The 24,640-nt window shown below is 73.1% G+C and carries 20 protein-coding genes and 2 pseudogenes; 12 read left to right on the forward strand and 10 right to left on the reverse strand.

What is annotated here, in order from left to right; genetic code table 11:
• Positions 1-63: 63 nt before the first annotated feature.
• The 3 genes from OG622_RS41325 to OG622_RS41335 all read left to right on the forward strand — a co-directional run bounded on the left by OG622_RS41325 (position 64) and on the right by OG622_RS41335 (position 5,157).
• Entirely contained in the window at positions 64-690 is a 627-nt protein-coding gene (locus OG622_RS41325) for a YigZ family protein (protein ID WP_371581865.1), read from the forward strand.
• A 179-nt stretch (positions 691-869) separates the two neighbouring features.
• Positions 870-2,033 (forward strand): exonuclease SbcCD subunit D, encoded by a 1,164-nt coding sequence (locus OG622_RS41330; protein WP_371581866.1) that lies wholly within the window; start codon positions 870-872, stop codon positions 2,031-2,033.
• A gap of 118 nt (positions 2,034-2,151) precedes the next feature.
• A complete protein-coding gene (locus OG622_RS41335) occupies positions 2,152-5,157 on the forward strand; it encodes an AAA family ATPase (protein ID WP_371581867.1) in 3,006 nt (1,001 codons plus the stop codon).
• Here OG622_RS41335 and OG622_RS41340 read toward each other — a convergent pair.
• Positions 5,151-5,600, reverse strand: a complete 450-nt coding sequence (locus OG622_RS41340) for an Lrp/AsnC family transcriptional regulator (protein WP_371581869.1) — start codon at positions 5,598-5,600, stop codon at positions 5,151-5,153. The two genes, OG622_RS41335 and OG622_RS41340, sit on opposite strands and share 7 nt — an antisense overlap.
• Between OG622_RS41340 and OG622_RS41345 the strand changes: the two are divergent.
• Positions 5,599-5,802: pseudogene (locus OG622_RS41345) on the forward strand (rhodanese-like domain-containing protein); the annotation flags it as partial. The gene OG622_RS41340 and the pseudogene OG622_RS41345 sit on opposite strands and share 2 nt — an antisense overlap.
• A 65-nt stretch (positions 5,803-5,867) precedes the next feature.
• Positions 5,868-6,395, forward strand: a complete 528-nt coding sequence (locus OG622_RS41350) for an immunity 21 family protein (RefSeq protein ID WP_371581870.1) — start codon at positions 5,868-5,870, stop codon at positions 6,393-6,395.
• Between the two features lie 126 nt (positions 6,396-6,521).
• On the opposite strand, the gene OG622_RS41355 is transcribed toward OG622_RS41350, so the two are convergent.
• Both OG622_RS41355 and OG622_RS41360 read right to left on the reverse strand, forming a co-directional pair.
• Positions 6,522-8,213, reverse strand: coding sequence for a DUF885 domain-containing protein (locus OG622_RS41355; protein ID WP_371581872.1), 1,692 nt, complete (start codon positions 8,211-8,213; stop codon positions 6,522-6,524).
• A gap of 126 nt (positions 8,214-8,339) precedes the next feature.
• Positions 8,340-8,831 carry an Lrp/AsnC family transcriptional regulator gene (locus OG622_RS41360; RefSeq protein WP_371581874.1) on the reverse strand — a complete coding sequence of 164 codons (492 nt, stop codon included), beginning with the start codon at positions 8,829-8,831 and terminating at the stop codon, positions 8,340-8,342.
• 60 nt (positions 8,832-8,891) lie between these two features.
• Between OG622_RS41360 and OG622_RS41365 the strand changes: the two genes are divergently transcribed.
• Positions 8,892-10,118 carry a PLP-dependent aspartate aminotransferase family protein gene (locus OG622_RS41365; protein ID WP_371581876.1) on the forward strand — a complete coding sequence of 409 codons (1,227 nt, stop codon included), beginning with the start codon at positions 8,892-8,894 and terminating at the stop codon, positions 10,116-10,118.
• A 219-nt stretch (positions 10,119-10,337) separates the two neighbouring features.
• On the opposite strand, the gene OG622_RS41370 is transcribed toward OG622_RS41365, so the two are convergent.
• The 3 genes from OG622_RS41370 to OG622_RS41380 form a co-directional block, all read right to left on the reverse strand.
• Positions 10,338-11,630 carry a GNAT family N-acetyltransferase gene (locus tag OG622_RS41370; RefSeq protein WP_371581878.1) on the reverse strand — a complete coding sequence of 431 codons (1,293 nt, stop codon included), beginning with the start codon at positions 11,628-11,630 and terminating at the stop codon, positions 10,338-10,340.
• A gap of 144 nt (positions 11,631-11,774) precedes the next feature.
• Positions 11,775-13,370 carry an alkaline phosphatase gene (locus OG622_RS41375; RefSeq protein WP_371581879.1) on the reverse strand — a complete coding sequence of 532 codons (1,596 nt, stop codon included), beginning with the start codon at positions 13,368-13,370 and terminating at the stop codon, positions 11,775-11,777.
• Between the two features lie 365 nt (positions 13,371-13,735).
• Entirely contained in the window at positions 13,736-15,196 is a 1,461-nt protein-coding gene (locus tag OG622_RS41380; protein ID WP_371581880.1) for a PLP-dependent aminotransferase family protein, read from the reverse strand.
• Positions 15,197-15,243: 47 nt separating this feature from the next.
• Between OG622_RS41380 and OG622_RS41385 the strand changes: the two are divergent.
• Positions 15,244-16,032 (forward strand): annotated as a pseudogene (locus tag OG622_RS41385) (EamA family transporter); the annotation flags it as partial.
• An 87-nt stretch (positions 16,033-16,119) separates the two neighbouring features.
• On the opposite strand, the gene OG622_RS41390 reads toward OG622_RS41385, so the two are convergent.
• The gene (locus OG622_RS41390; RefSeq protein ID WP_371581882.1) at positions 16,120-16,953 is read right to left on the reverse strand and encodes an alpha/beta fold hydrolase; all 834 of its coding nucleotides are present in this window, start codon (positions 16,951-16,953) and stop codon (positions 16,120-16,122) included.
• 159 nt (positions 16,954-17,112) lie between these two features.
• On the opposite strand from OG622_RS41390, the gene OG622_RS41395 reads away from it, so the two are divergent.
• Together OG622_RS41395 and OG622_RS41400 are read left to right on the forward strand one after the other, a co-directional pair.
• A complete protein-coding gene (locus OG622_RS41395; protein WP_371581883.1) occupies positions 17,113-18,000 on the forward strand; it encodes an RNA polymerase sigma-70 factor in 888 nt (295 codons plus the stop codon).
• A gap of 225 nt (positions 18,001-18,225) precedes the next feature.
• On the forward strand, positions 18,226-18,987 hold the full coding sequence (locus OG622_RS41400; RefSeq protein ID WP_371581885.1) for a GntR family transcriptional regulator: 762 nt from the start codon (positions 18,226-18,228) through the stop codon (positions 18,985-18,987).
• A gap of 220 nt (positions 18,988-19,207) precedes the next feature.
• Here the strand turns inward: OG622_RS41400 and OG622_RS41405 are convergent, their stop codons facing one another.
• From OG622_RS41405 to OG622_RS41415, 3 genes are all read right to left on the reverse strand, one after another.
• Complete coding sequence (locus tag OG622_RS41405; RefSeq protein ID WP_371581886.1) at positions 19,208-20,365, reverse strand: ROK family transcriptional regulator; 1,158 nt, start codon at positions 20,363-20,365, stop codon at positions 19,208-19,210.
• A gap of 122 nt (positions 20,366-20,487) precedes the next feature.
• The gene (locus OG622_RS41410) at positions 20,488-21,153 is read right to left on the reverse strand and encodes a response regulator (protein ID WP_371581887.1); all 666 of its coding nucleotides are present in this window, start codon (positions 21,151-21,153) and stop codon (positions 20,488-20,490) included.
• Positions 21,154-21,193: 40 nt separating this feature from the next.
• A complete protein-coding gene (locus OG622_RS41415) occupies positions 21,194-22,351 on the reverse strand; it encodes a sensor histidine kinase (protein ID WP_371581888.1) in 1,158 nt (385 codons plus the stop codon).
• Between the two features lie 109 nt (positions 22,352-22,460).
• Here OG622_RS41415 and OG622_RS41420 point away from each other — a divergent pair, with 109 nt between their 5' ends.
• From OG622_RS41420 to OG622_RS41430, 3 genes are read left to right on the forward strand one after another with little or no spacing between them, the layout of a single operon-like run.
• On the forward strand, positions 22,461-23,408 hold the full coding sequence (locus OG622_RS41420; protein ID WP_371581890.1) for an ABC transporter ATP-binding protein: 948 nt from the start codon (positions 22,461-22,463) through the stop codon (positions 23,406-23,408).
• Positions 23,409-23,412: 4 nt separating this feature from the next.
• Positions 23,413-24,135: an ABC transporter permease gene (locus OG622_RS41425; protein ID WP_371581891.1), complete on the forward strand. Its 723-nt coding sequence runs from the start codon at positions 23,413-23,415 to the stop codon at positions 24,133-24,135.
• Between the two features lie 41 nt (positions 24,136-24,176).
• Positions 24,177-24,614 (forward strand): hypothetical protein, encoded by a 438-nt coding sequence (locus OG622_RS41430; protein WP_371581893.1) that lies wholly within the window; start codon positions 24,177-24,179, stop codon positions 24,612-24,614.
• Positions 24,615-24,640 lie beyond the last annotated feature (26 nt).

Consider the following 24,640-nt stretch of genomic DNA (forward strand, 5'->3'; position numbering starts at 1 on the left):
GGCGACCTGCCCCCGGTCGATGCCCCGCGCGGTCGTGCGCCGGCCTGCGCATAGGCTGGCCGGATGCAGGACGAGTACCGCACCGTCGCCCGCGCCGGCGTGCACGAGACCGAGGTCAACCGCTCCCGGTTCCTGTGCGCGCTCGCCCCGGCGGCCACCGAGCAGGAGGCCCAGGACTTCGTCGCGGCCGTCCGCAAGGAACACGCCGACGCCACGCACAACTGCTTCGCGTACGTCATCGGCGCCGACGCGGCCGTCCAGCGGGCGAGCGACGACGGGGAACCCGGCGGCACCGCCGGCGTCCCCATGCTGCAGATGCTGCTGCGCCGGGACATGCGGTACGTCGTCGCCGTCGTCACCCGGTACTACGGCGGGGTCAAACTGGGCGCGGGCGGCCTCATCAGGGCCTACGGCGGTGCCGTGGGCGAAGCCCTGGACACGCTCGGCGGCATCACGCGCCGGCGCTTCCGGCTGGCCACGGTGACCGTCGACCACCAGCGCGCAGGCAAGGTGCAGAACGACCTGCGGTCCACCGGGCGCGAGGTCCGCGACGTGCGCTACGCGGAGGCAGTCACCATCGAGATCGGTCTGCCCGACGCCGACGTGGACGCCTTCCGTGCCTGGCTCGCCGACACCACCGCGGGCACGGCCGGGTTCGAACTCGGGGGCGAGGCCTACGGGGACGCGTGACCGGGATCTCACCGGGTTCGCGGGGCACGCGCGCGGTACCGAGTTGTGAGAGGGCACGCGCGCGGAGATACCGGGTATCCGGGGCACGCGCGCGTGGAGTGCGGAGGCGGGCGGTGTACGCGGGTCGGATCGCCGGTAGCAGCCCGTGATGTCCGACCCGCCTGTTAGGTTCGGGGATCATGAGGCTGCTGCACACTTCCGACTGGCATCTCGGTCGGGCGTTCCACCGGGTGAACATGCTCGGCGCGCAGGCCGAGTTCATCGGTCATCTGGTCACGACCGCGCGGGAGCGCGACGTGGACGCGGTGGTCGTGGCGGGGGACGTGTACGACCGGGCGGTGCCCGCGCTGGCCGCGGTCGAGCTGTTCGACGACGCCCTGCACCGCCTGGCGGACCTGGACGTGCCCACAGTGATGATCTCCGGGAACCACGACTCGGCGCGGCGGCTCGGCGTCGGCGCGGGCCTCATCGGCCGGGCGGGCGTCCATCTGCGGACGACGGCCTCGGCGGCCGGTACGCCGGTGATCCTGCCGGACACCCACGGCGACGTCGCCTTCTACGGGCTGCCCTATCTCGAACCCGCCCTGGTGAAGGACGAGTTCGGCGTGGAGAAGGCGAGCCACGAGGCGGTGCTCGCCGCCGCCATGGACCGGGTCCGGACCGACCTGGCCACCCGCCCGGCGGGCACCCGTTCCGTCGTCCTGGCCCATGCCTTCGTCACCGGCGGCGCACCCAGCGACAGCGAGCGCGACATCTCCGTCGGCGGGGTCTCCTCCGTGCCCGCCGGTGTCTTCGACGGCGTCGACTACGTGGCACTGGGCCATCTGCACGGCAGCCAGACCCTTACCGACCGTGTCCGCTATTCGGGTTCCCCGCTGCCGTACTCCTTCTCCGAGGCCGGCCACCGCAAGAGCATGTGGCTGGTGGACCTCGGGGCCGACGGCTCGGTCGGCGCCGAGCGGATCGACTGTCCCGTGCCGCGCCCGCTCGCCCGGATCCGGGGGCGGCTGGACGATCTGCTCGCCGACCCGGCGCTCGCCCGGCACGAGGAGGCGTGGGTCGAGGCCACCCTCACCGACCCGGTCCGGCCCGCCGAGCCCATGGCCCGGCTGTGCGAGCGATTCCCGCACACGCTCAGCCTTGTCTTCGACCCCGAACGAGCCCCGGGCCACCCGGACGTCTCCTACGCCCGGCGCCTCGCCGGACGCGACGACCAGGAGATCGCCGAGGACTTCGTGGCCCATGTCCGCGGCACGGGCCCCGACGAGCACGAACGAACCGTCCTCAGGGACGCGTTCGACGCCGTACGGGCCGACGAGACGGTCCGGGAGATCGCCCGGTGAGCCGTCGCCCGATGAGCCCTCCCCCGCGCCAGCCCTGGAGCCTTCCCATGGACCGTCCGGTGAGCCGTCCGACGAGCCGCTCGCACCGGCTGGGGCGGACCCGTCCGGGAGGGTCCCGTTGAGACTGCACCGGCTCGACATCACGGCCTTCGGGCCCTTCGGCGGCGCCCAGTGCGTCGACTTCGACGACCTCTCGGCCGCCGGCCTCTTCCTGCTGCACGGCCCGACCGGCGCCGGCAAGACCTCGGTCCTGGACGCCGTCTGCTACGCGCTGTACGGCGCGGTGCCGGGCGCCCGGCAGAGCGGCCAGGGCGCCGCCCAGGGCATCTCGCTGCGCAGCCACCACGCGGCCCCCTCGACGCGTACCGAGGTCCGCCTCGAACTCACCGTCGCCGGACGCCGGCTGGAGATCACCCGGCAGCCGCCCTGGGAGCGCCCCAAGAAGGGGAACCGGGCGGGGACCACGGTCGACAAGGCGCAGAGTTGGCTGCGCGAGTACGACGTGGTCGCCGCCTCCTGGAAGGACCTCAGCCGCTCCCACCAGGAGATCGGCGAGGAGATCACCCAGCTCCTGGGGATGAGCCGGGAGCAGTTCTGCCAGGTCGTGCTGTTGCCGCAGGGCGACTTCGCGCGGTTCCTGCGCGCCGACGCCGAGGCGCGGGGCAGACTGCTCGGCCGCCTCTTCGACACCCACCACTTCGCCGCCGTCGAGAAGCGGCTCGCCGACCGGCGCCGGGCGACCGAGGCGCGGGTGCGCGAGGGCGACGCGGAACTGCTCGCCGACGCCCACCGGATGCAGCAGGCGGCGGGGGACGCCACGCAGCCGCCCGAGCCGGCACCCGGTGACCCGGGTCTCGCCGACGCGGTGCTGGGCTGGGCCGCCGTCGCCCGCAGCACCGCCCGAGAACGGCTCACCATCGCCCACTGCGCGCGGGCGGCGGCCGAGTCCGCGCGGGCCGCCGTCGACCGCACCCTGGACGACGTCCGTGAAGTGGCGCGGCTGCAACGGCGGTTCGCGGAGGCGCGGGAGCGTGCCGAGCGGCTGGAGGAGCGGGCCGAGGCCCACCGGGAGGACCGGGCGCGGATGGAGCGGGGCCGCAAGGCGGAGGCCGTGGCCCCCGCGCTGGAGCTGCGGGACCAGGCCGAGCGCGAGCACCGGTGGGCGAGAGAGGGCGAGGAAGACGTGCGTGCTCGGCTGTCGGGGACGTACGCCGACGCGGGCGCCGCCGGACTCGCCACCGCCGCACGCAAGGCGTCGGAGGAGCTGGGCGGTCTGGAGTCGGCCGGCCGTGCGGAGCGGCGGCTGGCCGTACTCCTCACCGAGCAGGCCGAGTTGGACGGCGAGGAGCGGGCCGACGAGAACGTCCTCCAGGACGCCGAGGGCTGGCTGGCCGAGTGGGAGACGACCCGGACGCGGCTGCGGAGCCGCATCGAGTCCGCCCAGGAGGACGCCACCCGCGCCGAACAACTCGCCGTGCGGCGGGAACCCGCCGAGAAGCGGCTCGGGGCCGCCCGCCGGCGGGACCGGCTCGGGCGCGACACGCAGGACGCCCAGGCGCGGGTGCTCCGGCTGGCCGAGCGGGCGGTCGAGGCGCGCACCCACTGGCTGGACCTCAAGGAACAGCGGCTGTCGGGCATCGCGGCGGAGCTCGCCGCCGAACTCGTCGAGGGGCGGCCGTGCGCCGTCTGCGGTGGCACGGAACACCCCGAGCCGGCCCGGAAGGTCGCCGGGCACGTGGACCGGGAGACGGAGGAGCGGGCGCTCGGCGCGTTCCAGCGGGCCGACGAGGAGCGGGCCGAGGTGGAACGGCGACTGGGAGTCGTACGGCAGGAGTACGCCGCCGCGAGCGCCGAGGCCGGTGACGCGCCCATGGATCACCTCTCCGCGCTGGTCGACGAGTTGGCGGAGAGCTACGCGCAGGCGCGGGCCGGTGCCTCCGGACTGCATCCCGCGCGGGAGGCCCTGCTGCACGCCGAACGGGAGCGGGACCGGCGGATCGCCGCCCAGCAGGAGGCGGCGGTGCGGGCCGCTTCCCGCAACACGCGAAGGGACGCGCTGGAGCGGGAACGCGACGTCCTGGAGGGGGAGTTGGCGCAGGCCAGGGGTGACGCCGAGAGCGTGGCCGCGCGAGCTGAGCAACTGGAGCGACGGGCCGCGCTTCTCACCGAGGCCGCCGAAGCGGTGCGGACGGCCGACGACACCGCGCAGCGCCTCATGGACGCCGACGCGCGCCTCGCCGACGCGGCGTTCCGCGCCGGGTTCGACACCCCGCAGGCCGCGGCCGCCGCCGTCCTCGACGACGTCGCCCACCGGGATCTCCAGCACCGCCTCGACGCCCGGCAGTCGGAGGAGGCCGCCGTACGGGCCGTGCTCGCCGAGGCCGACACGGCGGCCGCCGCCCAGCGGCCGCCCGCCGACCCCACGGCGGCCGAGCGGGACGCCACGGCCGCCGCCCGGCGGCTCCAGGACGCCGTCTCCGCGTGGGACGACGCCGAGCGGCGCCGCGCCGAACTGGACCGGCTGTCCACGCGGGCCACCGCCTCCGTCCGCCGGCTGGCACCGCTGCGGGAGGAGTACGACCGGGTCGCCCGGATGGCGGGGCTGGCGGCCGGTACCTCCGCCGACAACGAGCGCAAGATGCGTCTGGAGGCGTACGTCCTCGCCGCCCGCCTGGAACAGGTCGCCGCCGCCGCGACGGTACGGCTCCAGCGCATGTCCTCCGGCCGCTACACCCTCGTCCACTCCGACGACCGGGCCGGGCGTGGCCGCAGCGGGCTGGGGCTGCACGTCGTCGACGCCTGGACCGGGCGGGAGCGGGACACGGCCACGCTCTCCGGCGGCGAGACGTTCTTCGCCTCCCTCGCGCTCGCACTCGGCCTGGCCGACGTCGTCACCGACGAGGCGGGCGGGGTACGTCTCGACACCCTCTTCATCGACGAGGGGTTCGGCAGTCTCGACGACCAGACCCTCGACGAGGTCCTCGACGTCCTCGACGCGCTCCGGGAACGCGACCGCAGCGTCGGCATCGTCAGCCATGTCGCCGATCTGCGGCGCCGCGTCCACGCGCAGCTGGAGGTCGTGAAGGAGCGGACCGGGTCGGTCGTGCGGCAGCGAGGTCAGTGACCCAGGGGCCGCCGGGGGAGCGGTGAGGAGTAGACGACGCTCGTCGTGACCGAGCCGAGTGCGCCGATCTTGCCCGACACCTCTTCCAGGTGACGCATCGAACGGGCGGTGACCTTGATGACGAAGCAGTCGTCGCCCGTGACGTGATGCGCCTCCAGGATCTCGGGCGTGACGGCCACCAGGTCGTGGAACGGCTTGTAGTTGCCGTTGGGGTAGCGCAGGCGGACGAACGCCAGGATCGGCAGCCCCAGCCGTTCGGGGTCCACGACGGCCGCGTACCCCTGGATCACGCCGGCCTCCTCCAGCCGCCGCACCCGCTCGGTCACGGCGCTCGCCGACATGGACACGGCACGGGCCAGCTCGGCGAAACCGGCCCGGCCCTCACGCTGGAGGACCTCCAGAATGCGCCAGTCGGTGTCGTCGGGACTGCACGGGGGATTCACCTACTGCTGGGGCCCCGGCTGCAACGGGGCGACCCGCGCCGCCCTCGCCCTCGCCGAACTCGGCTTCCAGGTCAAGGAGATGCTCGGCGGCTTCGAGTACTGGGCGCGCGAGGGCTTCGCGTACGAGACCTGGGAGGGCGCGGCACGGCGCGCGGCCGACCCGCTGACCGCTCCGGTGGACGCCGACGACTGCGGCTGCTGACAGACTGTCAATAAGTCTGTGGGGGTGCCGAGTTCGGTCGCGCGGGCGCCGTGTAGCTTCTGGGCATGGGTGGATACGCGGACGCGGTGGTGGTTCCCGAGGTGGTGCGGTGGGTGCAGTCGAGCGGCGGACCGCTCATAGCGCTGCCGGAAGCGGTACTGCCGTTCTGGGCGGGTGCCGACGGCGACGAGACGTCGTCCGACTACGACCGGGCCTGTGACATCGACGGACACATCGGCCTGCTGCCGGTCGGCGACACCCGCGCCCTGGTCCTCGGCCACGAACCCGCCTCCACCGCGTATCTGCCCGAGCACGGCACCTTCGTACGCTGGTACGCGGCCGACTCCGAGGCCGAACTCCTCGCGGATGTCCCGGCGGCGCTCGACATGGCCGCCTGGGGGCCGGAGGTGCGGTGGCGGGTGCCGGGACCGGTGGTCCTGTTCGACGCCGTCGGGCCCGGGGACGCCTTCCAGGACACGGATCATGTACGGGTGGAGTTGGCCCCGGGCCGCTACGGGGTTCGCGCGGCCCGTGTCGTGACGAGCCCGGACACCTGGCTCGGCCTCGTCCAGGTGAGACCTCTGGCAGCCTGAACAGGGATGTGCTGAACAGGGACTGAACGGCGACGGACTGAACGGCGACGGACTGAACGTCGACGGACTGAACCGGTGCGGCGGCCGGGCCCGGTCGCGGGTGCTGGTGGGCCCGGCCGGACCGGATCACAGCTGGGACAGCTCGTCCACCAGGTCGTCCAGGCCCAGGGACCCCTGGGACAACGCGGCCATGTGCCAGGCCTTGGCGTCGAAGGCGTCACCGTGGCGCCGCTTCGCGTTCTCACGGCCCAGCAGCCAGGCGCGTTCGCCGAGCTTGTAGCCGATGGCCTGGCCCGGCATCGTCAGATAGCGGGTCAGCTCGCTCTCCACGAAGTCCGCGGGACGGCTGCTGTGGGCCCCGAAGAACTCCTGGGCCAGATCGACCGTCCAGCGCTCGCCCGGGTGGAAGGGGGAGTCCGCCGGGATCTCCAGCTCCAGGTGCATGCCGATGTCGACGATGACCCGGGTCGCACGCATCATCTGCGCGTCCAGGTACCCGAGCCGCTCCTCCGCGTCCTTGAGGAAGCCCAGTTCGTCCATGAGCCGCTCCGCGTACAGTGCCCAGCCCTCGGCGTTGGCGCTCACCCCGCCGATCGTGGCCTGGTAGCGGGACAGGTCGTCCTTGACGTACACCCACTGCGCCAGTTGGAGGTGATGACCGGGGACGCCCTCGTGGTACCAGGTCGAGACCAGGTCGTACACCGGGAAGCGGGTCGCCCCCATCGTCGGCAGCCAGGTGCGGCCCGGACGGGAGAAGTCCTCGGTCGGGGCCGAGTAGTACGGGGCCGCCGCGCCGCCGGGCGGGGCGATGCACGACTCGACCTTGCGGACCGGCTCGGCGAGGTCGAAGTGCGTGCCGTCCAGCGCCTCGATCGCCTCGTCCATCAGGGACTGCAGCCAGTCGCGGACCTCGTCGACGCCCTCGATGTGCCGGCCGTGCTCGTCCAGATGCGCGAGTGCCACCCACGGCGTCCCGGCGCCGGGCAGGATCTTCGCCGCCTCCTTCCTCATCTCGCCGAGCAGTCGGTGGAACTCGGCCCAGCCGTACGCGTACGCCTCGTCGAGGTCCAGGTCCGAACCGGTGAAGTAGCGGACCAGCTTGCCGTAGCGCTCCCGGCCGACCGTGTTCGGCGCGTCCTCGACGGCCGGGGCGTACACGTCCCGCATCCAGTCGCGCAGCTCCACCACGGCCCGGGTCGCGGCGCGGGCGGCCTCGTCGAGTTCGGGGCGCAGCGAGTCGGGGCCCGCGGCGGCGAAGTCCTCGAACCAGCCGCGCCCGGAACCGTCCGTGTCCGCCCACTCGCTGAGCTGGCCGACGAAGGTCGCGGTCGGGCGGGGGCCCGCGTACAGCTTGCGCTCCAGTCCGAGCGCGAGGGACTCGCGGTATCCGGCGTACGCCGTCGGCACCGCGCGCAGCCGCTCCGCGATCGCCGCCCAGTCCTCCTCGGTCTCGGCCGGCGTGATGGTGAAGACCTCGCGCACCTCGTGCGGCGGCGTGACCATGTTGCCGACCGCGCGCAGACCCTCGTCGGCCTCGTGCACGGCCAGCTCCGCCGTCAGCCGCTCGCGCAGCAGGCGCGCGCACCGGCGCTCGGCGTCACTGTCCGCGCCCGGCCGGCGCTCCGCCGCGTCGAGCCGCGCGAGCGTCGCCCGGATCAGCTCCGCACGGGCCTCCTGACCCGCCGGCGAGGTGTCCGGCAACCTGCTGGAACTCTCCTTCACACCCAGGTACGTGCCGGTCACGGGGTCGAGGGCGATGAGATCGTCGACATACGCGTCGGCGACCTCGCGGGGGAGGGGACTCTTGGTGTCAGCCATGCCGACAATCTTGGTACGGAGGCGGGGGCGGCGTCAGCCGCTTAACGGGCACTTGAGCCTTACGTCGGCCGGATTCCGCCCACAGCGTGATCCACATCGAGGGAGTCGCGGGCGTGGTCCGGCGAGTCAGGGCGCGGGCCGTTCGGCGTCCGGCGGCAGCAGGGGTCCGCACTCCCACTGCTGGAAGATCAACCGGGTCTCCACCCGCGCCACCTCGCGCCGTGAGGTGAACTCGTCGATGACCAGCCGCTGCAGATCCGCCATGTCCGCGACCGCGACATGCACGAGATAGTCGTCCGGCCCGGTGAGGTGGTAGACGGTCCGGGATTCCGGCAGCGCCCGGATCCGTTCCACGAACGGCCCCACCAACTCCCGCCGGTGCGGCCTGACCTGCACCGACAACAGAGCCTCCAGGCCACGCCCCAGCTTGGCCGGATCCAGGCGCAGCTGATGGCCGAGGATCACGCCCGCGCGGCGCAGCCGCGTCACCCGGTCCAGACAGGTCGACGGCGCGACCCCGACCTGTGCGGCGAGATCCCGGTACGTCGTCCGGGCGTCGTTCTGCAACAGCCGCAGGAGATGGAGATCCACCGGATCGAGTACGACGGATTCGGCCATTGTTCGAACGTAACACGGGCCTCGATCCTCAGGACCCGGCCGATGTTCATTCTGGCGTCCATGAACTCAGCGAGCACGCACGCGTACGACCACGCACGCACCACGCCGAGAGCACTGGCCACCGAGGCCGTGCACGCCGGCCGCGACGACCTCGCGCGCCTGGGCCTGCACGCCCCGCCGATCGACCTGTCGACCACCTACCCCTCGTACGACAGCCGCGGCGAGGCCGCCCGCATCGACGCCTTCGCCACGGACGGCGCCGAGCCGGAGGGTCCGCCCGTCTACGGACGGCTCGGCAACCCCACCGTCGCCCGCTTCGAGACCGCCCTCGCCCGCCTCGAAGGCACCGAGAGCGCGGTCGCCTTCGCCAGCGGCATGGCCGCGCTGAGCGCCGTGCTCCTCGTCCGCGCCTCGATGGGCCTGCGCCACGTCGTCGCCGTACGCCCCCTGTACGGCTGCAGCGATCATCTCCTCACCGCCGGGCTGCTCGGCACCGAGGTCACCTGGGTCGACCCGGCCGGCGTCGCGGACGCGCTGCGCCCCGACACGGGCCTGGTCCTGGTCGAGTCCCCGGCCAACCCGACCCTCGCCGAACTCGACCTGCGGGCCCTCGCCCACGCCTGCGGCTCGGTCCCGCTGCTCGCGGACAACACCTTCGCCACGCCCGTCCTGCAACGCCCGGTCGAACAGGGTGCCCGGCTCGTCCTGCACAGTGCCACCAAGTACCTCGGCGGCCATGGTGACGTGATGGCCGGGGTCGTGGCCTGCGACGAGGAGTTCGCCGGGCGACTGCGCCAGGTCCGCTTCGCCACCGGCGGCGTCCTCCACCCGCTCGCCGGCTACCTCCTCCTGCGCGGCCTGTCGACCCTCCCCGTACGCGTCCGCGCGGCCTCCGCGACCGCCGCGGAACTCGTCCGCCGCCTCGCCGCCGACCCGCGCGTCGCCCGCGTCCACTACCCGCGCATCGGCGGCGCCATGATCGCCTTCGAGGTCCACGGCGACCCCCACGAGGTCATCGCCGCCGTCCGACTGATCACCCCCGCCGTCAGCCTCGGCAGCGTCGACAGCCTCATCCAGCACCCGGCCTCCATCAGCCACCGCATCGTGGAGGAGACGGACCGGCGGGGCGCGGGGGTGAGCGACCGGCTGCTGCGGATGTCGGTGGGGCTGGAGGACGTGGAGGACCTGTGGGCGGACCTGGACGGGGCGTTGGGGGACAGGGCCGAGGGGCGGCTGGAAGCGGATGCCCCTGGTCACCGACCCGTGATGTCGGCCGGGCGGGGCTGAGCGCCGGAGGCGCTCCGAGGCCGTGTGCCCACGGAGCGCCGGGCGCCGGGCGCGCGGGCCACCGGTGGGCCGGCGCGGTCGGTGGGGCCGGTCCGGGCCCGGGAGTGCGGGGCACTGTTGACAGGGCTCCCGCGACCGCGCCCCTTCAGGGGCGCGGGGACCTGCGCGATCGGCCCCCGCACGCCCGCACTCGACAACGACCCGAATGTCCCGCCCGCGCTACTCGGTCATGTCGACCGACCGTTCACGCGACCGCGCGGCGACCGCCGGCTCATCCAGCCGCGCGGTGATCACGAGCGTCCCCTCCTCGATCTGATAGTCGAGCGGCAGCTCAAGCCCCCGCATCGCCGCGACCATCCCCGTGTTGGACGACTGCGTCACCACGTACACGTTCGCGCAGCCCGTCCCGGCCGCCATGTCCATCAGCCTGCGGAGCAGTTCTCCGCCGACCCCGCGCCGCTGCCAGTCGTCCTCGACGAGGAGCGCGATCTCCGTCTCGTCGCCGTCCCACAGCAGATGACCGAGGCCGACGAGGCGTCCCGACGCCGTCTGCGCGGCGAGCGTCCGCCCGAAACGGGGACTGAGCAGATGCCTCAGATACCGGTCGGCGTCGCCCACCGGCCCGTGGTACCGCATGCTCAGCGTGCGCGCGGAGCACCGCTCGTGCATCGCCTTCGCCGCCCGCAGGTCCCCGACGTCGGCGCGCCGCACCATGATGTCGTTGCCCTCGGGCAGCGTCAGGACGTCCTGGCTGCGCGGGATCCGCGGCCCCAGCCGCGCGTCCAGTTCCACCAGGGCCCGAGCCCGCGCGAACTCCGTCGGCGTGAACGGCAGATACGGCCGCTCCACCGTGATCACCCCGCCCTCAGGGGCCCGCAGCCGCATCACCGTGTCCTCCAGGGCTCCTTCGACCGGGGCGCTCTCCTGCGCCCGGCCCGAGCCGGGAGCGGTGGCGGGCGTCGAGCGGATGGTGCAGCGGCCCAGCAACTGCCGCAGCGCGAGCGGGAGTTCCGCCGCGTCCAGCGCCGTACGCGTGGCCAGGCCGAGAATCCGGGTCGGCGCGTCCACCAGGTCATGGGCGTCACCGCGCTCGATCCAGGTCCCGGTGCCGCCCGCCTCCGACACGGCCCGGCCGAGCTCGGTGGCCGACAGTTCCTCGGGCGCCCGGAGCAGGAACTCGTCCACCGTGCCCTCGGCCAGCGGATGCGTCTGCAGGCTCAGGATGTCGACCCTGTGCCCCGCCAGCGCCGTGCACAGCGCGGCCAGCGAACCCGGCTCGTCCTTGACTGTCGTCCGCATCCGCCACAACAGGGTCGCCCCGGTGGCCGCCGGGGCGACCGCCTGGGACGGCCCGGACTGCCGCCCTCCGGCGAGCGGCGGCCCGGGGTCGGTATCGCTCGTCGGCGGCGCGTGACCGTGGCGCCGTTCCCACCGGCTACGGAACGCGGCCGTGGCCGACAGCAAGCGGTGGTGCAGAGGGCGGCTGTTTTGCGCCCGCGGCGCATCGGACATGTCTGGAGTCATGAGGCCACTGTGAACGAACGGTGTTGCGTGATCACGAACGCTTTGTGACTGACCGGTAAAAGCATCGTTCCGTGCCTTTTGTTGCTTTTTGTATGACTGATGCTGTCGGAGCCGGTGCCAACGGTGACCGGGTCACTGCCCGACCAGACCCGGCTGGAGCACCTTCGTGTACAGCACGGTCCCGTCCTGCTCCCGCAGCCGTACCGTCAACTCCCCGCTGTGGCCGTCGATGTCGACCTCGCCGAAGAACTGGTAGCCGCCCGCCGGTGACACGTTCGCCGTGGTCGGCGCCTTCACGAACACCCGCTCGGGGCCGAAGGTGCTGTCCAGCGCGTTCGCCGGGAAGGCACCGGCGTTGAGCGGGCCGGAGACGAACTCCCAGAACGGCTCGAAGTCGGTGAAGGCGGCCCGCGACGGCTGGTAGTGCTGCGCCGAGGTGTAGTGCACGTCGGCCGTCAGCCACACCGTGCCGGTGATCTTCCGGTGTTTGACGAACCGCAGCAGCTCGGCGATCTGCAGCTCCCGCCCGAGCGGCGCGCCCGGGTCGCCCTGCGCCACGGCCTCGATGTTCGGTTTGCCGTCCCCGGTGTCCGGCACGACCAGTCCGAGCGGCATGTCGGAGGCGATCACCTTCCACACCGCGCGCGACCGCGACAGCTCCCGCTTGAGCCACCGCAACTGCTCGGCGCCGAGAATGCCCACCGCGTCGGTGGACTGCGTGCCGGGAGAGTTGGCGTTGCGGTACATCCGCATGTCAAGCACGAACACGTCAAGCAGGGGGCCGTGGCGCAGTACGCGGTACACCCGGCCCTCCCGGGAGCCCGGCCGCAGTGTGGAGATCGGGAAGTACTCGCTCAAGGCCCGACGCGCCCGCGCCGCCAGCACGTCCACACTCTTCTCGGTGTACCGGGTGTCGGTGAGGATCTCGCCCGGGTACCAGTTGTTGGTGACCTCGTGGTCGTCCCACTGCACGATCGCCGGGACCTGGGCGTTGAACCGCTTCAGGTTCTCGTCCAGCAGGTTGTAGCGGAAGTTGCCCCGGAACTCGGCGAGCGTCTCCGCGACCTTGGACTTCTCCTCGGTGGTGACGTTCCGCCAGGTGCTGCCGTCGGGGAGCGTGGCCGTCGCCCTGATCGGGCCGTCGGCGTAGATCGTGTCGCCGCTGAACAGGAAGAAGTCCGGGTCCAGCGCGCCCATCGCGTCGAAGACGCGGTAGCCGCCCCGGTCGGGGTTGATGCCCCAGCCCTGCCCGGCCAGGTCGCCCGACCACACGAACCGCGCCCCGGAGCGCCGCTTCAGCGACGTCGTACGGAACGTGCCGGTGACCGGCTCGCCGGTGCGGCGGGGGTCGTCCGGGTCGGCGAGCAGCACCCGGTAGTGGATCTGCTCGCCCGACGGCAGACCCCGCAGCCGCGTCGTGCCGGTGAAGTCCGTGCCGGCGCCGAGCAGCGGGCCGTGCCATCTGCGCGGGTCGCGGAACGACTCGGTGGCGGACGTCTCGACGATCATGCGCGCCGGACGGTCCGACCGCACCCACACCAGCCCGGAGTGCGCGGTCACGTCTCCGGCCTGCACACCCCAGCCGGCCTTCGGCCGTCCCGACAGGGCCAGCGCCGGCACCGACCCGAGCGCGACGGAACCGGGCAGCGCCAGCGCCGCCGACGCGGCGAGCGAGCCGCGCAGCACGCTGCGACGACCGGGCAGGGGACTCGGCGGACGGTGTGACATGAATGCGCCTCCAGCGACGGATCCGGCCAATGTGCACAACCACAACTACTGGTACGCCGCAGCGCACACGGAAACGACAAGTGAACAACTGACCGGGCGACGAGGGAAGCACCGACGCCGCGGGAGAGCTCGGGGAGCTCGGTGCGTTGGCGGCCGCGGAGTGGGTGGGGGGTGCTCGCGCAGTTCCCCGCGCCCTTGGAGGACGAAAAGCACGGGGCGCAGCCCCTGCTTCTCAGGGGCGCGGGGAACTGCGCGACCAGCCCCACCCGCCCCGCAGCCAAAGAACGCACCTGAGCGGGGTCGCGGGGGCGGCAGCCCCTGGCGATGGGACGGGTAGGGGCGGCGGGGGCGAGAAGACCCGTGCGTCAGCCGACCGCCGACGCCAGCACCCCCACCCCCTCCCGAATCCGCGCGGGAGACAGATGCGCGTACCCCATCACCAACCGCATCCCTTCGTCCGGCACCCGCCCGTACTGCGCCAGCCCCCGGATCGCGACCCCGGCGGCCCCTGCCCGCTCCAGGAACCGGTCGAGCGGCCCGTACCGATCGGGCAGCGCGACGATGACATGCAGCCCCGCCGCGATCCCGGACACCTCCGCCCCGGGAAAGTGCTCGGCGAGCGCGGAGACCAGCGCGTCACGCCGCTCCCGATAGGCCCGCTGGCACCGCCGCAACTGCCGGTCGTAGTCGCCCCGCTCCACGAACCGGGCGAAGAGCGCCTGGTCGATGACGGGATGGCCGAGGTCCATGGTCCGTTTGCGCTCGACGACCTCCTCCGCCAGCGACGCCGGCACGAGGAGCCAGCCCAGCCGCAACCCGGGCGCGAGGGACTTGCTGACGGACCCCGTGTACGCGACCCGCTCGGGGTCGAGTCCCTGCAGGGCGCCCACGGGCGCGCGGTCGTAGCGGAAGTCCCCGTCGTAGTCGTCCTCGACGATCAGCCCGTCCACCGCCCGCGCCCAGTCGAGGAGTTCGGCCCGCCGCCGCGCGGAGTACGCGATCCCCGACGGGAACTGATGAGCCGGCGTCGTCACCATCGCCCGTACCCCGGACTCCCGCAGCGGCCCGACGGACGGCCCCTCCTCGTCCAGCGGCAGCGGCACGGTGCCCAGCCCGGCGGCGGCGTACAGCGTCCCGTGCTCGGGGCTGCCCGGGTCCTCGACGCCGACGACGCGTATCCCGCGCGCGTGGAGCACGAAGCCGAGCAGGGTCGCGGCCTGTGCCACCCCCGAGACGACGAGGATGCGCTCCGGGTCCGCGACCACCCCCCGGCGCCGTACGAGCAGTTCGGCGAGCACGGTACGCAGCCGGGGCAGTCCGCGCGGATCGGGGTAGCCCAGCGCCTGGTGCGGCAGTTCCGCGAGCACCCCACGCTGGGCCGCCGCCCACGCGGCGCGCGGGAACAGTGACAGGTCCGGCGTCCCGGGCACGAAGTCGGCCCGGGCGCCGGGGGAACGCGGGGCGAGGTCACGCGCGTGTGGAGGGGCGGCCCGCACGGCGGCGCCCACCCAGGTCCCGGCACCCCGGCCGCTGCGCAGATAGCCCTCCGCGACCAGCTGCTCGTACGCCTCCGTCACCAGCCCGCGCGACACCCCGAGATCGACGGCCAGCTCCCGGCTCGACGGCAGCCGCGTCCCCCGCGTGAGCCGTCCCGACCGGATCGACTCCCGCAGCGCCGCCTGCAACGTACGTCCACGCGCGCGTGCGGGCGCGTCGGCGACCGGCAGCAGCAACTGCCAGGCGCCGGACCGTGGAGCGGACCCCGGGGGCGCACCCTCCTCCGAAGCACCCGTACCGTCCTGCGGACTGGTCCCCGATGACATCATGAAAGTGGACCTTAAACCGGACCGTCCGCGTCCCTAGCGTCACGACCATGACGAACGCCACCACCCGCGGAGCCCTCCTCGCCGCCCTCGCCTGCACTCTCGTCGGCGGCTCCTTCACCGCCAACAGCGTCCTGGGCGACTTTCCGTACGCGGGCGGCCAGTTCCTCCGTTACGGTCTCGCCTGCCTCCTCCTGCTCCCGCTGCTCGGCCGGGGCGGCACGGCACCGCTGCGTCGCCTCACCGCACGCCAGTGGGCGCGACTGGGTCTGCTCGCGGCGGTCGGCATGGTCGGCTTCAACGTCGCCGTGCTCGCCGCCGAGCGCACGGCGGAACCGGCGGTGCCGGGGGTCTTCGTGGGCTGCGCCCCGGTGGTCGTGGCCGTCCTCGTACCGCTGACGGAGGGCCGGCGTCCACAACGGCCGGTCCTCTACGGGGCGTCGCTGGTCGCGGTCGGCGCGTCCACCGTCCAGGGGTGGGGGCGTACGGACGGTGCGGGCATCGCCTTCTCGGTGTGCGCGCTGGTCGGCGAGGTCGGCTTCGCGGTGCTGGCCGTGCCGGTGCTGCGACCGCTCGGCCCGAGGCTCCTGTCGGCGACCGTGTGCGCGGTCGCCGCGATCGAGTCTGCGGTCGTCGGCCCGGTCGTCGACGGCGGCGAGTGGCTGCGCCGTCCCGACGGCACGGAGACCGCCGCGCTGCTGTGGCAGGCGGCGGTCGTCACGGTCGTCGGGTTCGTGTGCTGGTACATGGGCGTGCAGCGCATCGGTGCCGAGCGCGCCACCCTCTTCTCCGGTCTCATCCCGGTGGCCGCCGCCTGCACGGCGCCCCTTGTCGGCACGGGCTCGTACGGTGCCGCACAGGCCGTGGGCAGCGCGCTGGTCGGTGCCGGAGTCGCCCTGGGATCGGGGGTCTCGGCCCGCCGCCGGTCAGCGGCTGCCGTCGAGGATGACGCGTGCGACGAGGGCGGGGTCGTCGTTCATGGGGCAGTGGCCGCAGCCGGGCAGCCGCACCAGCCGGGCGCCGGGGATGACCCGCTTGGCGCGCAGGCCCTGACGGCGGACGAGCAGCCAGTCCCGCGTGCCCCAGGCCACGGTGATCGGGAGCCCGGGGATGTCGTCGGTGAACAGGATGCTGCCGCCGGCCCGGAGGGTCTGGTCGAACCCGGTGGCGCCCGCCAGCGCGAGCGTCTCGGCGACCACGGCCTCGGGTGAACGGCGGCTCGGGCGGGCGTAGATGGTGCTCGTCAGGGCGGTGCGGCCGGCCGCCGAACGGGACAGCCGCTCGACCAGCGGCAGCGGCAGCCGCCGTGAGATGTGCCGCATGGTGAGCAGGATGCCGAACGCGTAGCGCCGCTCGGCCTCGTTCCAGAACCCGGCCGGGGACAGGGCCGTGACGGATCGTACGAGCTTCTCGCGGCCCAGCTCCAGGGCGAGCAGACCGCCGAGGGAGTTGCCCGCCACATGGGGGCGGTCGAGGTCCAGGGCCTCGCAGAAGGCGCCGAAGACGGCGGTCGTCGTGGGCAGGTCGTAGGAGAGGCCGTCCGGCAGTGCGGGGGACTCGCCGAAGCCGGGGAGGTCCACGGTGATGACCTCGCGTTCGGCCGCCAGGATGTGTGTCACCGGGTCCCAGGCCTGCCGGTGGTGGCCGATGCCGTGCAGCAGGAGCAGCGGCTCGCCGGTGCCCTCACGCGTGTAGGAGACCGTCACGGGCCGCGGGCCGAGCGGAGAGGGGACCTGGAAGGTGACCGTGGCGGCGGACATGGTGCAGCTCCTCGTCGGGGAGGGTGGGCGCGCTGACGTACGACGTTCATAGACAGCTTGTCAGCAACTGCTACTGGCGGGTAGTCCCTGTGGGTAACAAGCGTGCGCGTCCTCGGAATCGCCTGGACACGGCCGCGTCCCTCGGGATGGGATGGAACGGTGACCACCGACACCGCGACCGACGTCTTCGAAGAGCACCGCCCCGTCCTCATGGGAGTCGCCTACCGCATGCTCGGCCGGGTCGCCGACGCGGAGGACGTGGTCCAGGAGGCCTGGCTGCGCTGGTCCGGCGCCGACCGGTCGGACGTCCGCGAGCCGCGCGGCTACCTGGTCCGTGTCACGACCCGGCTCGCCATCGACCGGCTGCGTCAGGTGCAGTCGCGCAACGAGGCGTATCCCGGTCCGTGGCTGCCCGAGCCGTACGTCACCGACTACGGGGCCACCGTCCCGGACACCGTGGAGCGGGCCGTCCTCACCGACACCGTCTCGCTCGCCGTCCTCGTCGTCATGGAGTCCCTCTCGCCCCTGGAACGCGCGGTGTTCGTGCTCCGGGAGGCCTTCGGCTATCCGTACGTCGAGATCGCGGCCATGATCGACCGCGCCGAGCCCGCCGTCCGCCAGCTCGCCGGACGCGCCCGCAGACACGTCGACGAGCGGCGCCCGCGCTACGAGGTCGACCCGGCCGAACGCCGTGAGCTGACCGAGCGGTTCCTCGTCGCCGCGGCCGGCGGCGACCTGGACGGCCTGATGTCGCTGCTGGCCCCCGACGTCCGTCTCGTGGGTGACGGCGGCGGCCTGGGCAAGGCCCCGGTGCGCGTCCTCGAAACCGCCGACAGGGTGGGACGGTTCCTGCACGGCGCGGCCGGCAAGGGCGTCCAGGACGTCTCGTTCCGCTTCATGGAGATCAACGGCGGTTTCGCGGCGGTCCTCCTGTCCGGCGGCAAGGTCGACAGCGTGTTCCAACTCGATGTCGCCGACGGGCGTATCCAGTGCATCTACGTCGTGCGCAACCCGCAGAAGCTGCTCTCCCTGACGGTGGACCAGTAATCCGTCCGCCCTCGTTCCGGCCCCGTGCCGACGCCCGTTCACTTCACGGCCGTGAAGCCTCGGTGAACCCTGTCGGGCGTCCGGCCCGCAGGATGCCCGAGCGTTCGATGATTGGTCTTGACCAAGGGTGGGGGCAGGCCTATGGTCGCAAGAAAGTGCAACAACCTTTAATAAACAAGGGCGCCAAAAACGTCGCCGGGCCACGGCGAAGCAGCGGAGGACAGGGTGGGGACCCAGCAGCTGGAATCGGTGCCGGAACCGAAGTACTGGCATCTGAAGACCGTGCTCAGTGAGGCATTGGACTCCGAGTTCTCGGTAGGAGAGATCCTGCCCAACGAACGTGATCTCGCGGCCCGCTTCGGCGTGGCCCGAGCCACCCTCCGCCAGGCGCTGGAGCAGCTCGAACTGGAGGGCCGGCTGCAGCGCCGTCGCGGCGTCGGCACCACCGTGGCGCCCCCACGCGTGGGCGTAGCGGTCGGCACCGAACAGCACGCGTGGCCGGGCACCGCCGACGACACCTGGCAGGCCGTGGACTGCGCGTCCTCGGCACCGCCCGCCGCGGTCGCCGACATCCTGGAGAGCGTCCACGGCGAGCAGGTGCACGTCGTGCGCCGCTCCCGCGTGTCGCACGGTCAGCCCGTCGCCGCCGAACTGCTCTACATCCCGGCGGACTCGGTGCCCGCCCTCTCCGCCATAGACACACCCTCCGGCACCGCACGCGCGCGTGCCGTGCTGCGGGAGCTGCAGCGCCTGGACCTGGAGGGGCAGGACCGCTCGGTGGAGCTGGGTTCCGCCCGCGCGGACGACGCCAAGGAACTCGACCGGCTGCCCGGCGCGCCCGTCCTCGTCGTCACCACCCGCTTCTACGCCGAGGGGCGCACGGCGGCCGTCTCCGTGGCCACCTACCGTGCCGACACCTGCCGTCTGACCTTCGGCGACTCGGGCGGCGTCGAGATCCACCACGGCCCGGAGCGCCGCGCGTCCTGACGACGCCGGCAGCCCCGTCGAGCCGCACCCGCCGTGCCCCGGACGTCCGGGGCACGGCGTTCTCGCGCGGGAGCGCCGCCTCAGCCGTCGGAGCGCCGCCTCAGCCGTGTGCCTGAACCGGTACTCGGCCCTGTGCCGGAAGAACGGCACAGCTCGGTGCCGCAGAGTCGGCTCAGCCGTGTGCTTCCGGGAATCGGTGCGTCCTGGCCGCGGAACCGGCTCAGCGCCGTGCGGTCACCGTGCTCTCCACCGCGAACAGCTGTTCCTCGACGTGGTCCAGGGCCAGCCGGAGCGCGCCCATGGCGACGGCCGTCTCGCCCAGTCGGGAGAGGGCGACGCGGGGCGGGCGCAGGCAGTAGCGGGCCAGCTCGTGGCGGAGGGGGTCGAGCACGTCGTCGATGCCGGTCGCCCAGCCGCCGACGACGACGAGTTCCGGGTCCAGGGCGAGGACCAGGGCCGTCACGTCGTGGACGAGCCGCTGTATGAAGCGGTCGACGGCCTCGCGGGCCCGCTCGTCGCCCTCGCGCGCGTGCTTGAAGACCTCGGCGACCGCCTGCTCGTCGAGCGGATGCAGGGGCTCGCCCGTGGTCGACAGCAGCGCCTCCGGGGTGGCCTCCCGGCCCAGCAGGTGCAGCGCGCCGATCTCCCCGGCGGCGCCGCCGTAACCCCGGTGCAGCCGCCCGCCGATCAGCGAACCGGCACCCGGGCTCAGCCCCGCCAGCACGAACACCACGTCGTCGGAGTCGACGGCCGTGCCCTTCCAGTGCTCGGCGACCGCCGCCGCGTTGGCGTCGTTCTCGACCAGCACGGAGCACTTGAAGGACCGGCTCAGCCGCTCGCCCAGGTTCAGGCCCGTCCACTCCGGCAGGGCCGAGCACAGGCGTACGGCGCCGTCGGCCTCGATGATGCCCGGACTGCCCACGCCGACCGCGCGCAGCGAACCGCGCGGGACACCGGACCTGCGGAGCAGCTCGGCGACGATCGAGCGCAGCCGCTCCAGTCGGTCGTCCGCCGACGCCGACTCGGAGACGTCCCTGGACAGCGAGCCCAGCACCCTCCCGTCGAGGTCCGCGAGCAACGCGGTCACGTGGTGCGAGCCCACGTCCAGGCCCAGCAGATGGCCCGCCTCGGCCCGGAACCGGTAGTGCCGTGCCGGGCGCCCCTGCCGCCGGGCGGCGCCCTCCTCGGCAGCCCGCTCGACCACCAGCCCGGCCTCGACCAGGCCCTCGACGACGCCCTCGACCGTGGGCCGGGACAGCCCGGTGACGCTGGTGATCTCGGTGAGCGTCGCGTGGTCCGTGGCCCGCAGCGCGTGCAGCACCACGGCCGAGTTGATTCTTCGGAGCAGAGAAGGATCCCCGCCGGTCAGTCGCCCCAACGTCCGTCCTCCCAGCTCGCGCCCGTGTTTGCCGGATCGTACTCGCCGGGATGGGCCCCGGCGAGTGCCTGCCGCGCCCGACCTTCCGACGGGGCGGCCCCGGCCGGGCGTCCGGCCCCGGCTCAGCCGGGCGCCACGAACCCCGACTCGTACGCCGCGATCACCGCCTGCGTACGGTCTCGCGCCCCGAGCTTCGCCAGTACGGCGCTGACGTGCGACTTCACCGTCTCGGTGCCGACGATCAGCCGGGCCGCGATCTCCGCGTTCGACAGGCCCCGGGCCATCAGACGCAGCACCTCCGCCTCGCGCTCGGTCAGCGCGGCCCGCTGCATGACCGCCCGCGCCGCCCGGTTGCCCACCCCGTCGCCGTACTCGGCGGCCAACTGCCGTACCGAGGCCGGGAACAGCAGGGACTCGCCCTCGGCGACCAGCCGTACCGCGTGCACGATCTCGGCCGGCCGGGCACGCTTCAGCAGGAAGCCGTCCGCGCCCGCGCGCAGCGCCTCGTACACGTACTCGTCGTTCTCGAAGGTCGTCACCACGAGGATCTTCGGCGGCTCCGGCACGGTCCGCAGCACCGCCCGCGTGGCCTCGATGCCGTCCAGCAGAGGCATCCGCACATCCATGGCGACGACGCTCGGCCGCAACTGCCGTACCAGCGGAATCACCGCGGCACCGTCCGCCGCCTCCCCGACGACCTCGATGTCCGGCTGCGCCTCCAGAACGGCCCGCAGGCCGGCGCGTACGAGGGGTTCGTCGTCGACGAGCAGAACGGTGATCGGCGGCATCCTGCCAGCGTAGATCAGCTCCTGGGGGTCGAACGGCCGTTCAGCTCAGGGGCAGTTCGACGCGGACCTGCCAGTCACCCCGGTCGGGGCCGGTGAGCGCCCGGCCGCCGAGCAGCGCCGCCCGCTCGCGTATGCCACGCAGGCCGCTGCCCCGGCCGGGCCCCGGTATCTCCGCCGTCAGCGGATTGCGGACCTCCAGGTCGAGGCTGTTCTCCACGACCGCGATCCGCACCCGGACCGGCACGTCGCCCGCGTGCCGGAGCACATTGGTCAGCGACTCCTGGAGAATGCGGTACCCCTCGCGGGACACCGGACCCGGCACCGTCCTCAGCGGCCCCGACACCTCGGCGTCCACCCTCGCGCCGGAGGCGCGCGCGGACTCCAGCAGCCGGTCGGCCTCGGTCAGCGTGGGTCTGTCGTGGACGGGTCTACCGGCCTCCCGCAGGACGCCCAGCACCCGCTCCAGGTCCTCCAGCGCGGCCCGGCCGGTGTCCTCGATGGTGGTCAGCGCCCGCGCGGTGAACGCCGGATCACCGGTCGCCCGCGCCGCGCCCGCCTGTACCACCGCAACCGTCAGCGCGTGTCCTATGGAGTCGTGCAACTCCCGGGCGATCCGGTTGCGTTCCAGCAGTTGTTCGGTCCGCTCCTCCAAAGTGGCCAGCCGCTCGGCGGCCGAGGGCCCCAGGAGCAGACAGGCCACGGCGGTGATCAGCTCGCCGAGGCCGATGACGGCGGCGAACACCAGGACGAGCGCGAGGGGCGCCAGGAGGCCGTACGCCCAGTGCGGCTGAACATGACGCAGCACCGGGTTGTCCATCGCCATGTGACCGAACGCGACCCGCACCAGGTCGTAGGCGAGGATAGGCAGCCAGGCGGTGGCCGCCAGAGCGAGCGCCCCGAGAACCATCCGCACCTCCAGCCACAGCACCGTGCGCAACCGGTCCCGCCACGTGGCCGACGGCCCCACGGAGATCCCTGATTCCTCATCGTCGCCGGGCGTCAGAAGCAGTCGCGCCTGCACCCCCTCGCCCCGGCGCACGGAGGGGATCAGACCTATGGGGATCAGGAACAGCGCCGGGACCCACGGGTGCGTGGGCATGATGAACATCCACAGGCTCACGATCAGCATCGGCACCCACAGATGAAGCAGGCGTGTGTATGTCGTCCCCCGGAGCAACGGGCGCAGGAAGCGGGCCATTCGGTCATCGTGCCAGCCGCCACTGACAACGGGCCTCCCCCGGGCGGGGGAGAGGCTCCCCACCCGCGGGGGAGGCCCCGCCACCCCGCCGACGGCCAGGCTGGGGCCCATGACCAGCATCGACGTACGGAACCTCACCAAGGAGTACGGCACCGTCCGCGCCGTGGACCACCTCACTTTCCGTGTGGAACCCGGCCGTGTCACCGGCTTCCTCGGCCCCAACGGCGCCGGGAAGTCCACCACCATGCGGCTCGTCCTCGGCCTGGCCCGGCCGACCTCAGGCACCGCCACCGTCGGCGGCCGGGCCTACGCCGCCCTCGACGAGCCCCTGTGCCACGTGGGCGCCCTCCTCGACGCGCGGGCCGCGCACGGATCCCGCACCGCCCGCGACCATCTGCGCGCGCTCGCGGCAAGCAACCGCATCTCGCCCGCCCGCGTGGACGAGGTGCTGGAGGAGACGGGCCTGGCGAAGGTCGCGCGGCGCCGGGTGAAGACCTATTCCCTGGGGATGCGTCAGCGTCTCGGTATCGCGGCGGCCCTGCTCGGCGACCCGCCCGTCGTCCTGCTCGACGAACCGTCCAACGGGCTCGATCCCGAAGGGATCATCTGGATACGCGAGTTGCTGCGCCGCCTCGCCCGCGAGGGCCGGACCGTTCTTGTCTCCAGCCATCTCATGAACGAGACCGCCTCGTTCGCCGACCACCTGATCGTCCTCGGCCGCGGCCGCCTTCTGGCCGACACCCCCATGCGGGAGTTCATCCACGCGCGCGTACGGCCCCGCGTCCGGGTGCGCGCCACGGAAACCGACGCCCTCACCGACCTCCTGGCACGGCACGGCCACCGGACGGCGGAGGGCGAGCACGGAGGCCGGACGGTGTTCGACGCGCGCGTGGACGACATCGGCCGCCTCGCCTCCGGCGCGGGCCTGACGATCCTCGAACTCGCCGCAGAGGAGGGCACCTTGGAACAGGCCTACCTCGATCTGACGGCCACGGAGGCCGAGTTCACCGCCGCTCCCGGCGCCGCTGTCACCCCCGCACACCCCCAGGAGGCCTGAAACCATGACGTTCGCACCCGTCCTCCACTCAGAGTGGATCAAGATCCGTACCCTGCGGTCGACGCTGTGGGCCCTCCTCGCGGTCGTCCTCGCCACCGCGGCCTTCTCCGCGCTCGCCGGACTCGACTCCGACGGCACCGACTCCGACCCGCTGTTCGCCGCGTTCTTCGGCGTCACCTTCGGCCAGGCCGCGGCGGTCGCCTTCGGTACGACGGTCGTCTCGTCCGAGTTCAAGGGCGGTGCGCTCAGACTCACGCTGGCCGCCGTACCCCACCGGGGCAGGTGGTTCGCGGCCAAGGCGGTCGCCATCGGCGTACCGGCCCTCGCCGTCGGCCTGCTCGCCGGATTGGTGAGCCTCGCCGTCGGCCAGGCTGTCCTGGGCGACAGAGCGAGCGGGCTCTCGCCCGCCGAGGGCCTGCGCGGCGTCGTCGGCTGCGGCGTCTACCTCGCGCTGATGGCCCTGCTCGCGGCCGGCCTGACCGCCCTCCTGCGCAGCGGCGTGGCCACTCTGAGCATCCTCATCCCGTTCCTGCTCATCGTGTCCTTCGTCGTCGGGGGAGTCTCCGGCGGCATCGCGGACTTCCTGCCCGACAAGGCGGGCCAGGTGGTCCTCCACGAGACGTCCGACGGCGCGCTCGGCCCCTGGACCGGCCTGGGGGTGACGGCGCTGTGGACGGCGGCGGCGCTGGCGGCGGGCGCGTGGGGTGTGCGACGGCGGGATGCCTGACGCCACGCCAATTGTCAGTGGTGCCCGCTTTACTGGACCCCATGAGCATCACGCAGCACCTCGCCGTCATCGACCGGCTGTGCTCCGCGGATTTTCCGGCGGAGCCCGGCCGGTCGGACGTCGGTGCGGCCGGACCGGGCCGGCACGTCGCCGAGTTACGGACGAGCGCCGACTTCTGGGAGGACGACGGCACGCGGCGGGAGGAGACGGAGGAGCAGTACGAGGCGGACCGGGACGCTCTGTCGGAGCGGCTGACCGAACGCTGGGGCGCCCCGGACGTGTTCAGCCTGTGGAGTGTCCTCGACCGGTCCACGGAGGGCGAGGACATACCCGAGCCCTGGGCGACGCTCAGCTCCCACGTCCCGGACGTGCACCTCTGGCAGGCCGACGGACGCTGGGTCGCCCTCGGCGTCTCCCAGTGGGACAAGGAGCTGCCGTTCCAACTCGTCGCGCTGATAACGGAGATAGACCCTCAGTGACCCGCTGAAGCCCAGGGGGCCCGGTG

This window comes from Streptomyces sp. NBC_01314 (assembly GCF_041435215.1).
Classification (GTDB): Bacteria; Actinomycetota; Actinomycetes; order Streptomycetales; family Streptomycetaceae; genus Streptomyces.